7 protein-coding genes are annotated in these 13,411 nt (G+C 71.3%); 1 reads left to right on the forward strand and 6 read right to left on the reverse strand.

Annotation, left to right across the window (positions count from 1 at the left end; translation table 11 throughout):
* Positions 1 to 31: 31 nt before the first annotated feature.
* The 6 genes from ACIQPR_RS36645 to ACIQPR_RS36670 form a co-directional block, all read right to left on the reverse strand.
* On the reverse strand, positions 32 to 2,335 hold the full coding sequence (locus tag ACIQPR_RS36645) for a glycosyl hydrolase family 95 catalytic domain-containing protein (RefSeq protein WP_403657516.1): 2,304 nt from the start codon (positions 2,333 to 2,335) through the stop codon (positions 32 to 34).
* Complete coding sequence (locus tag ACIQPR_RS36650) at positions 2,332 to 4,302, reverse strand: beta-galactosidase (RefSeq protein WP_403657519.1); 1,971 nt, start codon at positions 4,300 to 4,302, stop codon at positions 2,332 to 2,334. Before ACIQPR_RS36650 ends, ACIQPR_RS36645 begins: the two co-directional genes overlap by 4 nt.
* Entirely contained in the window at positions 4,302 to 6,494 is a 2,193-nt protein-coding gene (locus tag ACIQPR_RS36655) for a 1,4-beta-glucanase (RefSeq protein ID WP_403657522.1), read from the reverse strand. Before ACIQPR_RS36655 ends, ACIQPR_RS36650 begins: the two co-directional genes overlap by 1 nt.
* Before the next feature lie 66 nt (positions 6,495 to 6,560).
* Positions 6,561 to 7,514 (reverse strand): carbohydrate ABC transporter permease, encoded by a 954-nt coding sequence (locus tag ACIQPR_RS36660; protein ID WP_403657525.1) that lies wholly within the window; start codon positions 7,512 to 7,514, stop codon positions 6,561 to 6,563.
* Positions 7,511 to 8,545, reverse strand: a complete 1,035-nt coding sequence (locus ACIQPR_RS36665; protein ID WP_403657528.1) for an ABC transporter permease — start codon at positions 8,543 to 8,545, stop codon at positions 7,511 to 7,513. Before ACIQPR_RS36665 ends, ACIQPR_RS36660 begins: the two co-directional genes overlap by 4 nt.
* Before the next feature lie 27 nt (positions 8,546 to 8,572).
* Positions 8,573 to 10,264 carry an extracellular solute-binding protein gene (locus ACIQPR_RS36670; protein ID WP_403657531.1) on the reverse strand — a complete coding sequence of 564 codons (1,692 nt, stop codon included), beginning with the start codon at positions 10,262 to 10,264 and terminating at the stop codon, positions 8,573 to 8,575.
* A 302-nt stretch (positions 10,265 to 10,566) separates the two neighbouring features.
* Between ACIQPR_RS36670 and ACIQPR_RS36675 the strand changes: the two genes are divergently transcribed.
* Positions 10,567 to 13,407 (forward strand): glycoside hydrolase family 3 C-terminal domain-containing protein, encoded by a 2,841-nt coding sequence (locus ACIQPR_RS36675; protein WP_403657534.1) that lies wholly within the window; start codon positions 10,567 to 10,569, stop codon positions 13,405 to 13,407.
* The last annotated feature ends 4 nt before the right edge of the window (positions 13,408 to 13,411 follow it).

A 13,411-nucleotide genomic window follows, 5' to 3' on the forward strand; every position in this document is an offset into this window, starting at 1 on the left:
CCCTTCCATGGGTGGGGGGATTCGGGTGGGGCTACCGCGCCCCCAGGGTGAGGACGCGGTCTTCTCCGGCGACGAGTTCGAGCGGCTGCGCGCCGGAGGAAGTCCGCAGTTCGACGCGGTGGGTGCGGGCGGGGCGCAGCACCGCCACGGCCGAGTCCGGCGTCCAGGTCAGGTCGAGTTCCGCCCCGAACCTCGTGCGTACGCCGGTGAGTCGGCCCTCCGGGTACGCCTCCGGGAGCGCGGGCAGCAGCACCAGCCGGTCCGGCGTCGACTGCACCAGCGCCTCGACGAGCACGCCGGGCAGGGTGTGCGCGGCGTCCGCGTTGTAGACCTCGCGGTCGGGGTAGTGCGCGCTCATCAGCGAGGCGTGGAAGAAGTCGCCGTCGAGGACCTGCCCGAGGGCGTGCGCGACCCGCTCGCCGTCGCGGAGGCGGGCGGCGACGAGCGCGTGGTGGAGGTGGCCGTGCGCCGAGTCGTTCTCGGCGCCCCGGAGCCGCAGCGCGCGATGGGCGGCCCTGCCCAGTTGCGGGGTGTCGTAGGGGTTGATCTCGTCCAGGGGCCACACGCCGTAGAGGTGACTGAGGTGACGGTGGTCGTAGCTGTCGTCGAGTCCCGGCGAGGCCCATTCGGCCAGCGCGCCTTCGGAGTTGACCCGGTGCGGCGGCAGCCGGTCGGCGAGCGCGCGCCAGCGGCCGGCCTCCGGGGTGCCCGGGTGGTAGTCGGCGGCGGTGCGCAGCGCGTGCCGGGCGGCGGAGAGGTCCATCGCCGCGTTGATCGCGCCCCAGCTGCCGTTCGCCGGACGGTTCTCGGGCGAGTAGGAGGGGACCAGGACGAGTCGGCCGTCCTGGTCGGTGCGGGTGATGAAGTCCTCGTAGAACAGGGCGACTTCGGCGAGCGCGGCGGCGGTGCGGGGGTCGCGGGCGCCCCGTGTCTCGTCGTGGTCGACCAGCGGCTTGAGCAGCCAGTCCGCGCCCGCGGTCCACAGGTGCAGCGGGTATTCGCGACTGAAGTGGTACGACAGCCCGGACTCGCCGTCGCTGTGCGCGGGCGCGACGACGCCCCGGGCGCCGAAGACGACGCGGGCGTTCTCCCGCCAGTCGCCGAGCTGACGGTGGATCAGGGAGGCCAGAGCGTCGGTGACTTCGGGGAGGGCGGTGCTCGCGGCGGACGCGGTCTGGAGGTTGAGGTTCGCGTCGTTGGTGAACGCGCCGGACCAGGCCGTGTTCCAGTCGCCGGTCCACAGTCCGGTGAGCCGGGGCGGCAGCAGTCCGCTGGCGGACAGGAGGTGGTAGCGGCCGGCGGCGAAGAGGCGTTCCAGGAGGGCCGGGCTGCGGGTCCGCTTCAGCAACTCCGTGCCGGGGAGGGCGCGTTCAGTGGGGTCGGCGCGCAGGTCGAGGGTGACGCGGGTGTAGGCGGTGCGGTGGTGGGCGAGGTGGCGGTCCAGGAGGGTGTCGTAGGGCTGTCGGTCGTCCGGCAGGAGGGCCTGGAGGGCGCGGGTCTGTGCCGCGACGTCCAGTTCGCCGGTGTGGCGTCGGACCCGGGTGAGGAGCAGGACCTCGGTGGCGCCGGTGAGGCGGACTCCGGTCGGCGCGAGCCGGGTCGTGCCGCCGGTGACCAGGGCCAGGGTCACTCCGGTGTAGGCGCGGTCGCTGCCGGGGTAGCGGACCCGGATGTTGAGCAGGGCGCCGCCGGGGGTGAGGAACGCGCCGTGCCCGACCGCCAACCCCGCTGGTGCGCCGGGCAGTTGGTGCTCCAGGGTGAGATCGAGGGTGAGCTCGGAGGCGGTGACGTGCTGGACGATCACGTCGTCGGCGCGGGAGACGAAGACGCGACTGCGCCGGTCGCCGCGGTGGGCGGAGACCTCGCCGCTGGTGAAGTCGACGGACCGGCGGTAGCCGTGTTCCGCGCCGGCGGCGGACCGGCCGCGCAGCCGGGTCCGGAAGGCGGGATGGAAGGGCTGGACCCACTGGAGCGGGCGACCGTCCGTGAAGCTCTCGGCGGCGGCACGGTCACCGGCGAGCAACCGGTCCTGGAGCGCGGGGAGTTCGGCGGCCAGGCGCGGTGGCCGGGCGCGCTCGCCGCCGTTGGGCCGGACGAGGGTGTGGTGGGTGACGATGACACGGTCGTCGTCCGGATCGCCGAACACCAGGGCGCCGTGGTGGCCGTTGCCACTGAGGTAGGCGTCCTCCCAGCGGGCGGCGGGGGCGGGCTCCCAGGTGCCGTGGTGAGGAGCGGTGGCCGGTGCGGGGCCGGCGGACCGGTGCGCCTCAGGGACGGCCGCACCGGACCCGGCCGTCGCCAGCACTTCCCCGCCGGACGCGGCTTCTGCCCTCATGGCCGCAGCACCGCCGCGCCGTAGCGGCCGAGGGTGAGTTCGCCCCCGGCGGTCGTGTCGGTGAGCAAGTCGGTGCGGCCGGGCGGGACTTCGACGGTGACCGGTTCGCGGCCGTGGTTCAGCAGGAACAGCAGCTCACCGCGCCGTACCGCCTCGACGCCGGTCGGCAGGCCTTCGAGCACCGGGCGGACGCCCGCCTCGGCGGCGACCCGGGCGAGCAGGGCGCGGAGCGCGTAGGGGTCGGGGAGGGTGGAGACGTACCAGGCCCGGCCCCTGCGGAGTACGGCCGGCAGGCCGTCCAACTCCCCGCCCTTGTAGGGGATCGCCTCGTCGGCGGCGCCGTCCTCGGGCTCGATCTCCTCCGACCAGAGCGTGCCCCGGAAGCCCTCGCACTCGACGCTCTCCCCCGGGTCCAGCGGCCACCACTCGTGCAGGGTGCGGATGCCGAAGAGGTCGCGGAGGCGGGCGTCCATACCGCCGGGGCGGACCCGGTCGTCCTCGTCGGCGATGCCGGTGAGGAAGCCGCAGACGAGGGTGCCGCCGCCGCGGACGTACCCGAGGAGGTTGTCGATCGCGGTGTCGGTGAGGAGGTAGAGCTGCGGGACGACGACCAACTCGTAGGCGGAGAGGTCGTGTTCGGGGTGGGCGAAGTCGGTGGTGAGATGGGACTCCCACAGCGCGCGGTGCCAGGCGCGGACGACCTCGGGGTGGTCGACCTCGGTGGAGAGGCGGCCGTCCTGGGCACCGGCCCACCAGGCCTGCCAGTCGTGCAGGATCGCGATGTCCGCGACGATGTGAGTGCCCGTCACCTCGGCGCCGACGCGGCCGAGTTCGGCGCCCAGTTGCCTGACCTCCTGGAAGGTGCGGCCCCGCTCCCCCGCGTGCGTGACCATCCCGGAGTGGAACTTCTCGGCGCCCTGCCGGGACTGGCGCCACTGGAAGTAGCAGACGGCGTCGGCGCCGCGGGCCACCGCCTGGAGGGACCAGAGGCGGTTGAGGCCGCGCGGCTTGGGGTGGTTGACCCCGCGCCAGTTGACCGGTCCGGCCGCCTGTTCCATGAGCATCCAGGGGCCGCGCGCCTGCGAACGGGTCAAGTCCTGTACGAGGGCGGCGCTTTGGGCGCCGAGCGGATCGCGGGGATCGGGATAGAGGTCGACCGAGACGACGTCCTCCTCCTCGGCCCAGCGCCAGGCGTCCTGGCCGATCCACAGCGGCATGAAGTTGGTGGTGACCGGGAGGTGCGGGGTGTGCCTGCGGACGATGTCGCGCTCGGCGGTGTAGCACTCCAGCAGCATGTCGGAGGTGAAGCGCCGGAAGTCGAGCACGTGGGTGGGGTTGTTGAGGTAGTGGGCGTGGCGCGGGGGCAGGACGCCGTCCCAGGTGTCGTAGCCCTGGCTCCAGAACGCCGTGCCCCAGGCGGAGTTGAGGGCGTCGAGGGTGCCGTACCTCGCGCGCAGCCAGCGGCGGAAGGTGGCCGCGGCCTCGTCGCCGTAGTCGAAGGTGCAGTACTCGTTGTTGATGTGCCACATGGTGAGGGCGGGATGGTCTGCGTAGCGGGCGGCCAGAGCCTCGGTGATGGCGGCGGCGTGCCGGCGGTAGACGGCGCTGGAGTGGGAGAAGTGCTGGCGTCCGCCCCACCATTCGACACGGCCGTCGGCGTCCCGGGGCAGGGTCTCCGGGTGGAGGCGGCCCAGCCAGGGCGGCGGGGAGGAGGTGGGGGTGGCGAGCACGACCCCGATGCCGCTGTCGCGCATCAGATCCATCAGCCGGTCGAGCCAGCCGAACTCCCTTGCTCCCGGCTCGGGTTCGAGCCTGGCCCAGGAGAAGACCCCGAGGGTGACGGAGTTGACGCCGGCGTCCTGCATCAGCCGGACGTCCTCGGGCCAGGTCTCCTCGGGCCACTGCTCGGGGTTGTAGTCACCGCCGAACAAGACGCGGCCCCGGGTGGCGTCGCCGAGCCCGGGCATCAGATCAGCTCCCCGTACTGGATGCCGCGCCCGTTGGTGGCGAGGTAGACCCGGCCGTAGACCCGCGGGTCACCGACGACGCACTGCCCGGTCCAGCCCCACTGGTGCAGGTCGTCGTTGATCCGCACCCAGGTCTTCGCCTCGTCGTCGGAGCGGTAGACCGCGGTGACGGCCTCCGTCGAGCCGACCTGGTAGATCGCCGGGTAGTCGGCGCCGGGGGCGGGTCTGCCGAAGCCGAGGGTGTAGGAGGCCCAGCAGCTGTCGATCCTGGTGAAACCCGCACCGCCGTCGACGGACCGGTACAGCCCGTTCCACTTCACGCTCAGCCACAGGTCGCCGGACCTGCCCGGCGCCGCGACCAGCTGGAACTGGCTGTCCCCGGCGGGCAGTCCGCCCGCACGCGGGGTGAACGAACGGCCACTGTCAGTGCTGGCGTATAGCGTTCCTGTGTCGGTGTCGTATGCGTAGAAGAGCGTCGGGTCGGCCGGGTCGGCGACCGGCGTGGCGCCCTTCGGGAAGGAGGAGACCTCGGACCAGGTCGCGCCGTTGTCCGCCGAGCGGTGAGCGGGGTACTTCGTGCCGTCCCAGTGCACGAAGGACCACAGCAGCGTACCGCCGTCGGCGCTGGTGGCGATCGGCCCCGGTGCGTCATGGGCGAGGGAGGGCTGGGCCGCGAAGGGCGCCCAGGTCCGGCCGCCGTCGCCCGAGGAAGCGCCGTTGCCGTTGTCGCCCCAGCCCGTGCGGACGACGTACTCCGGCCTGCCCGCGGCCTGCGCGATCCCGGTCGCCGACCCGAACACGGGGTTCGTCGCCATGCCGCGCGACGGAGACGCCGTGAGCCGCTCGTGGTACATCACGCCGATGTCCCGCGAGGCGCTGATCAGGTGTGCCTCCCCGACCGGGGGCGAGATCAGCTGGATCACGGACGTCTCCTCCAGGCCACGGATCCTCGGCGCCCAGTGCCTGAGGTCACGGGTGCCGTAGAGGGTGGCGCCGGTGCCGTGGAGGACGTGCTTCGAGTCGTAGGGGTCGACGGCGACGGCCTGGATCCACCAGCCGAACTTGGGCTCGTCCGCACCCCACTTGAGGAAAGGAGTCTCGGACACGTCGAGGACGGCGGAGTCCTTGAGGGACGTCCAGGTGCGACCGCCGTCGGTGGTCCGGTACAGGGTGTCGACGGCCGCCCAGCGGTTGTTGGTGGAGACGACGACGGTGCCCGCGCGACGGGCGTCGACGGCGACCCCGCCGTAGCCGAAGGTGTCGCTGCCGCCGGGCGGGACGGGGGTGACGTCCGTCCAGCGCCCGGTGGCGGGGGCGAGTCTGTGCACGCTGCCGGTGGACTGCCCGTTGGGACCGGGGGCGTCGGCGTACGTCACATACAGCTCGTGCGCGTGGCGGTCGTGGGCGGCGCGGATCGGGACCTTGGCGGAGGTGCCGGTGGGCTGCCCGGGAACGGCCTCCCACGTGCCGCCGTCCGTGGTGCGGTAGAGGTTTACGGCGGTCGGGGTGCCGTCGCCGTCGCCCCACCCGGCGTAGACGGCGCGACCGACGCCGACGAGGAAGGTCACGCCCTGCCCCGACCCGCTCGCGGTGGCCGGGAAGTCGCTGACGGGTGCCCAAGTGGCGCCCCGGTCGGGCGACTTGAGCAGTCCGTCGTGCCGGGTGCCGAGCCACAGGGTGTCGCTGTCGCGCGGATCGACGAGCAGCCGCTCGCCGACACCGCGCCCGTCCTCGTTGGCGCCGAGCCGCACGGCGAGATCGGTACGGGTCCAGGTGGCGCCCCGGTCCTCGGAGCGCAGGATCGCTCCGTTGCCCGCCCAGGACTGGGCGTAGGTGCCGACGGCGAGGTACAGCCGGTCCGGATGCGCCGGGTCGACGGCGAGGGCCTCCACGCCGAGGAGGTTCCAGTCGTCCCAGCCGAGTCGGTCGGTGAGGGGGGTCCAGCGGGCGGTCCGGTCGTCCCAGCGGTAGGCGCCGCCGATGTCGGTGCGGGCGTAGGCGAGGCCGCGTACGGAGGGGTGGAAGAGGACGCCGGTGATGAATCCGGTGCCGCCGATGACGGCGTTGCGCCAGCGGTAGGCGGGGGCTTCGGCCGCCCGCGCCCTCGTCGTGCCGAGCGGCACGGTGGTGAGCGCGGCGACAGCCGCAGCCCCGGCCAGAACAGCACGCCGGCTCGGGCGGGACGCACGCATGAGACATACCTCGCTCTGTGAGATGGGGTGAGCAGTCCTGCCTGAGGGGCCTACGGCACGAGCGGTTCAGCCCTTGACCGCGCCCGTCAGCATCCCCTTCTTGAAATGCCGCTGCACGAACGGCGACAGCACGGCCACCGGCAGCAGCGCCAGCACCATGACGGCCATCTGCACGGCCAGCCCCGACAGTTCGCCCGTCTTGATCGCCTGGGCTAGCCCGACCGGGGCCTCCTGCTTCTGCACCAGCTGGATCATGACGTTCTGGAGCGGCATCATGTCCTGGTCGTTGAGGTACAGGGACGCGTTGAACCAGGCGCTCCAATAGCCCACGGCGTAGAACAGCGTGATGACGGCCAGTACGGCGCGCGACAGGGGCATCACGATCTGCCAGAGGATCCGGAAGTCACCGGCCCCGTCGATCCGGGCGCTGTCGACGAGTTCCTGCGAGATGCCCATGAAGAACCCGCGCAGCACAAGGATGTTGAAGACGCTGAGCGCGCTCGGCAGGATCAGCGCGAGATAGCTGTCGGTGAGACCGAGCGACTGCACCAGCAGATACGTCGGGATGAGTCCCGCGCTGAAGAACATCGTGGCGAGCAGCAGCATCAGGATCCACCGGTGCCCGAGCGAGCCGATGCGCGAGAGGCCGTAGGCGCACAGGACGGACACGGTCATGGAGAACGCTGTGCCGACGACGGTGACGAGAACGCTGATGACGGCCGCGCGGGTGACCTGGCCGCCGCTGAGGAGTTCCTTGTAGGCGACGAAGGTGATGCCCTTGGGCACCATGACGAGGCCGCCCGCCTCGTCGATGGTCCTGCGTGACGAGAGGCTGGTGACGAGGACGATCCAGAGCGGGAAGAGGATGCCGAGGCAGGCGAGGGTGAGGACGAGTCCCTTGCCGGCGAGACCGGCCCGGCTCGGTTCCTCCTCCCAGGTCGGCCGGGGCGGCGCGGCCCAACGGCCGGGCCGCCGTGCGGACTTGGCGGGTTCGACGGGCTTGTCGAGGACGGCGGTCACTTCTTGTACACCCCCTGCTCGCCCATCAGGTGGGCCACTTTGTTCGCGGCGAGGACCAGGCCGAGGCTGATCACGCCCTTGACGAGTCCGGCCGCCGCCGCGTAGCCGAAGTCCTGGTTGCGGACGCCGTTCCACCACACGAAGGTGTCGAGGACCTCCGCCGCTCCCGGTCCCACGGCGTCGCGTTGGAGCAGGATCTGTTCGAAGCCGACCGTGAGCGCGTCGCCCACGCGCAGGACCAGCAGCAGGGCGATCACCGGCCGCAGCGCGGGCAGCGTGACGTGCCACATGCGGCGCCAGCGGCCGGCGCCGTCCATCGCGGCGGCCTCGTAGAGGTCGGGGCTGACGGAGGACAGCGCGGCGAGGAAGACGATGATCCCCCAGCCCGCGTCCTTCCAGACGCTCTGCGCGGTGACGAGGAACTTGAAGGTGTCGGGGTCGGTCATCACGTCGAGGCCGTCGAAGCTGTGCTGCCGCAGGAGTTGCGAGAACAGCCCGGCCCCGCCCAGGAGTTGCTGGAAGACGGCGATGACCAGCACCCAGGAGAAGAAGTGCGGGAGATAGAGGATGGCCTGGGACAGCGCCCGCACCCGGGGCCTGACCACGCTGTTGATGAGCAGCGCGAGCAGGATCGGGATCGGGAAGAACAGGATCAGCTGGAGGAAGAACAGGACGAGCGTGTTCTGTACGGCGCTCCAGAACGCCGAGTCCGCGAAGATCTGCTGGAAGTTCTCCAGGCCGACCCAGGGGCTGTGCAGCATCGAGACGATGCCGTTGTCGCTGACGTAGGGGTCGTAGTCCTCGAAGGCGACGATGTTGCCGAGGATCGGCAGGTAGTTGAAGACCAGGATGAGCAGGACGGCGGGCAGGGTCATCAGGAGCAGGACGCGGTCGCGTCGGAACCTGAGACGCCGACTCAGCCTGGCCTTGGGGCGGTTGGGTCGGGTGCCGGTGGCGCCGCCGGACGCCACCGGGGTCTTTCCCGTCGTGTCGGCCTCGGTCCTGCTCCGAGGCACCGTGCTGTGGGACACGGCCGTTCTCCTCGCCTCGGTACCCGGTCAGCTCGTCGCGGTGCCGTTGTCGTCGAGCAACTTCTGGTACCAGGCGCGGAGTTGGTCGCCGCCCTTGCTCTTCCAGTCCGCCACGGCCTGCTGCATGTCGCTGATCTTCTTGCGGCCCCGGGTGATGTCGTCCTCCAACTGCTCGAAGTCGTTGGAGAGGTTGGTGTAGCGGCTCGGCTCGGTGATCTGCTGGCCGTAGAAGGCCGACTTCTTCGTGAAGGCGCCCATCCGCTGCTGCCACTCGACCTGCGCCTTCGCGACGTCGGGGAAGTCGGGGTGGGCGATGGTCGAGGCGGGGCTGGCGACCATGACGTAGGCGTTGATGACCTCGTTGTTGCCCTGGTCGGTCTTGGTGGGCACACCGTTCTTGACGGTGTAATGGGTGCCCTCCACGCCGTAGTTGGTGAGCATGTACTCCTTGGTGCCGTACGGCGCGGCGGTGACGTTGGCGACGGCGAGCGCGTCGCGGATCACCGACTCGGAGGCCTTCTTGCTGATGAAGGCGAAGATGCCGGCCGGTTCACCTGCCCAGAAGGTCGGGTCGCCGCCGTCGTGGGCGAAGATGTCCATGCCCCAGATCCGGTAGTCCGGGTTCTGGGTGGCCTGTTCGGCGGTGCGGCTCCACCACTGCGAGATGTCCTGGTTGTAGATGAGGAACTCGCCGGCGGCGAACTTGGGCCCGGGGTCGGTGGCCTGGCTCTTGCCGAGCTTGGCGTCGGGGTGGACGTACCCGGCCGCGAACAGCTTGCGGGTCCACTCCAGTGCTTCGAGGTACTCCTGCGTCTCGATGCGGTTGACCAGCTTGCCGTCGACCAGGTTCCAGCCGAGCGACTTCTCGCTCCCGGAGAGCACGCCCCAGGCGTTGAAGGCCGTCCACTTCATGTCCATGCAGGCCCAGCGCTTGGCCCTGGCGTTGGTGATCTCCTTGGCCAGGGCCATGAACTCGTCGGCTGAGGTGGGGACTTGGTACCCCTCCTTGTCGAAGATGTCCTTGCGGTAGAAGGGCACGATGTTGGGGACGTACGAGGAGGGCATCGGCAGTCCGCGCAGCTTGCCGCCGAAGACGCAGCGCTGCCAGGCGTCGGAGGGGATCGCGGCGAGGTTCGGGTAGTCCTTGACCTTGTCGCCGGAGAGGTAGGGGCCGAGGTCGGCGAACTTGCCGATGATCGCGCTGGGTATCTTGCCGCCCATGTTCCAGCCCGGGACGACCACGACGTCGGGGATGTCGCTGGAGGCGAGCACCGCGCCGAGTTTCTGGTCGTAGGTGTTGCCGTCCTGGTTCTGCCAGGCCACGTCGACGCCGATCAGCGCGTTCATCGCCTTGTAGTAGGCGTTGTCGTTCTTCGGCGGGGAGCCCCAGAACGGCGACATGATGGAGACCTTGCCGCCCTTGCCGAGCTTCTTGGGCACCGAGGTCTTCAGGGTGGCGAGGTCGAGCTTGGCGGTGAAGCCGATCGACGAGCCGTTCTTGGAGGCGATGTCCGGGGTCACCACACTGCCGGCGACGAAGGCCGGCAGGAGCTTCTTGACACCCTTGCCCTGCGAGGTGCCCCCGCCCGAACCGCTGTCCGAGGCGCCGCAGGCGGAGAGCAGCGGCACCCCTCCCGCCACCGCTGCGGCGACGACCGCCGTGGAGGCGAGGAAGCTTCTCCGGCTGGGAGCGGAGGCGGCGGAGGCGTTCGGCGTCATTGCGTCAACCCTTCATGGCGCACCAGGACACCCGGCGGTGGGCCGTCGGCTGCGGTGTCTTGAGTGGATCAGAGCACTTAACGGAGCATCTAGTCGAAGCGCTTCGATGTTGCTGCGAGGTTAAGTGAACGTCCGAGGGTGCACAAGGGTCGCTTCCAAGATTCCTCCGAGGTGTGCGGGGTGACCTGTCCGTATGTGCGGCTTGAAATTACGGTGAAGGTCTCTTGACACCCGTCCCTCGTCGAATCAGCATCGAAGCGCTTCGAAAGAGCCGTGCCGCTCCATCGCAAGGGGAACCCCACGTGACCGCACAAACGCCGCCTACGCCGCCTTTCCGCGACCCGCAGCTGCCGTTCGCGAAGCGCATCGACGATCTGTTGGCGCGGCTGTCCCTCGACGAGAAGATCGGATTTCTGCACCAGTACGCGCCCGCCGTGGAGCGTCTGGGCGTCGCCGCGTTCCGCACCGGCCAGGAGGCCCTGCACGGCGTGGCGTGGATGGGCCCGGCGACGGTCTTCCCCCAGGCGGTGGGCCTGGGCGCGACCTGGAACGAGGAGCTCGTGCGCCGGGTCGGCGACGCGGTGTCCAAGGAGGTCCGCGCGATGCGCGCCCGCGACGACCGCGTCGGCCTCAACGTCTGGTCCCCCACGGTGAACCTGCTGCGCCACCCGCTCTGGGGCCGCAACGAGGAGGGCTACTCGGAGGACCCTAGGCTGACCTCGGCCATCGCCACCGCCTACACGCGCGGTCTGCGCGGCGAGCACCCGACGTACTGGCGCACGGCCCCCGTCCTCAAGCACTGGCTGGCGCACAACAACGAGACGGACCGCGCCGTCACTTCGTCCTCCGTCCGCCCGCGCGTGCTGCACGAGTACGACCTGCGGGCGTTCCGCGAGACGGTCGAGGCGGGCGCGGTGGCCGGGGTGATGCCCGCGTACAACCTGGTCAACGGCCGCCCCAACCACGTCTCGCCGTATCTGCGCGAGCACCTGCGCAGCTGGACCGACGAGGACCTGCTGGTCTGCTCGGACGCGGGCGCGCCCTCCAACCTGGTCGAATCCGAGCACTACTTCGACACCCACGAGGAGGCGACGGCGGCCTCGCTGCTGGCCGGTGTGGACAGCTTCACCGACCACGGCACGGACGGCTCGACGATCGTGGCGCGGGTCCGGGGCGCCCTGGACCAGGGCCTGTTGACCGAGGCGGACCTCGACGCGGCGGTGCGCCGGCAGCTCTCGGTCCGGTTCCGGCTCGGCGAGTTCGATCCGGAGCACGACCCGCACACCGGCGGCGGCTTCGACACACCGGCGCACCGCGCCCTCGCCCAGGAGGCCGCCGAGCAGGCGGTCGTCCTCCTCAAGAACGCCGACGACCTGCTGCCCCTCGCCCACGACACCCGCCTCGCGGTGGTCGGCCTGCTCGCCGACGAGTGCAAACTCGACTGGTACAGCGGCACGTTGATCCACCGCTCCACTCCGCTGGAGGCCCTGTACGAGCGGTTCGGCGCCGAGCGCGTCGAGTTCGCGGAGGGTGTGGACCGGGTCCGGCTGCGCACCTCCCGAGGGGCCTGTCTGCACGTGCCGCCGGTGGACGTGCCCGACGAAGTGCGCGGCGCGGAGGGCGCGTTGGACCCCGCCCTCCTGTCCGGCCGCACGGACCTCCCCCCGCTCACCACCGACGCCACCGGCCCCGGCACCGAACTCGCGCTCGTCGACTGGGGCGAGGGCGTCCTCACCCTCCGCGCCCCGGACGGCCGTTACCTCTCGGTCGCCGAGGACGGCTATGTGCGTGCCTCCGCGGACCAGCCCGGCGGCTGGGTCGTCCAGGAGACCTTCCGCCTGGAACCCCACGAGAACGGTCACCTCCTGCTGCACATCGGCACGGGTCGCCACGTCTCTGTCGCCGCCGACGGCGTGAAGGTTGCCGAAGAGGACGCGGAGGTCTTCGAGTTGGTGGTCGCCGAGCGCGGCGAGGACGCGGTGGCCCGGGTCGCCGAGGCGGCCGACGTGGTGCTCGTCGTCGCGGGCAACGACCCGCACATCAACGGCCGCGAGACCGAGGACCGTACGACCCTGCGGCTCCCGGCCCAGCAGCGGCGGCTGCTGCGCGCGGCCCGCGCCGCGAACCCGGACACGGTGCTGGCGCTGGTCTCCGCCTACCCGTACACGGTCGACGCCGCCGACCTCCCCGCGATCCTGTGGACCGCGCACGGCGGCCAGGCGGCGGGCACCGCACTGGCCCGCGTCCTAGCCGGCGACGTCTCCCCGGCCGGCCGCCTCCCCCAGACCTGGTACGCGGCCGACGGCGACCTGCCCGACCTGCTCGACTACGACGTGATCGGCGGCCGGCAGACGTACCTCTACTTCGAGGGCACCCCGCTGTTCCCGTTCGGCCACGGCCTGTCGTACGCGTCCTTCGCCTACGGCGACCTGCGGGCGCGGACCGAACTCGGCGCGGTGCGCGTGTCGTTCACGGTGACCAACACCGGGGACGTCACGGCCGACGAGGTCGCGCAGCTGTACACGCGCGCCGTCGATCCCTCGGTCCCGCGCCCGCGCCGCGAGCTGGCCGCGCACCGGCGCGTGACGCTCGCACCGGGCGAGCGGGCGGAACTCTCCTTCGAAGTCCCTTTGTCCGCCTTCGAGTTCTGGGACGTGGCCCGGGGCGGCCGACGCCTCGAACCGGGCGCCTACGAGCTGCTCGTCGGCGCCTCCAGCGAGGACATCCGCCTACGGACGACCGTGACACTCACCGGCGAGCCGGCGACGCCGCGTCCGGTGCGGCAACGGGGCCTGTCCGCGGCGGACTTCGACGAGCAGTCGGGCGCCGAGATCGTCGACCGGACGAAGGCGGCGGGCGACGCGGTGACACCGGTGGACGGCGGCACGGCCGAACTGACCTACCGGCACTGCGACTTCGGCACCGGAGTCACGGAGACGACCGTGGAGGTGGCGGGCGAGGGGACCGTGGAACTGTCCCTCGACGGCGGCCCGGTACTCGCCCGGCTCACCCTGTCCGCCCCCACGACGGGCCCGTACGACTACACCACGCTCGGCGCCGGAATCGTCGCCGAGGGACCGCACGACGTGCGGATCGGGCTGCGCGGCCCGTTGCGGCTCGCGCACGTCGGCTTCTCCGGCTGAGGGT

The organism is Streptomyces sp. NPDC091280, assembly GCF_044768565.1.
Lineage (GTDB): Bacteria > Actinomycetota > Actinomycetes > Streptomycetales > Streptomycetaceae > Streptomyces.

Excerpts from the sequence above, each read along its gene's own strand:
- ACIQPR_RS36645 (WP_403657516.1), bottom strand. The coding sequence starts at position 2,335 with ATGAGGGCAGAAGCCGCGTCCGGCGGGGAAGTGCTGGCGACGGCCGGG.
- ACIQPR_RS36650 (WP_403657519.1), bottom strand. The coding sequence starts at position 4,302 with ATGCCCGGGCTCGGCGACGCCACCCGGGGCCGCGTCTTGTTCGGCGGT.
- ACIQPR_RS36655 (WP_403657522.1), bottom strand. The coding sequence starts at position 6,494 with ATGCGTGCGTCCCGCCCGAGCCGGCGTGCTGTTCTGGCCGGGGCTGCG.
- ACIQPR_RS36670 (WP_403657531.1), bottom strand. The coding sequence starts at position 10,264 with ATGACGCCGAACGCCTCCGCCGCCTCCGCTCCCAGCCGGAGAAGCTTC.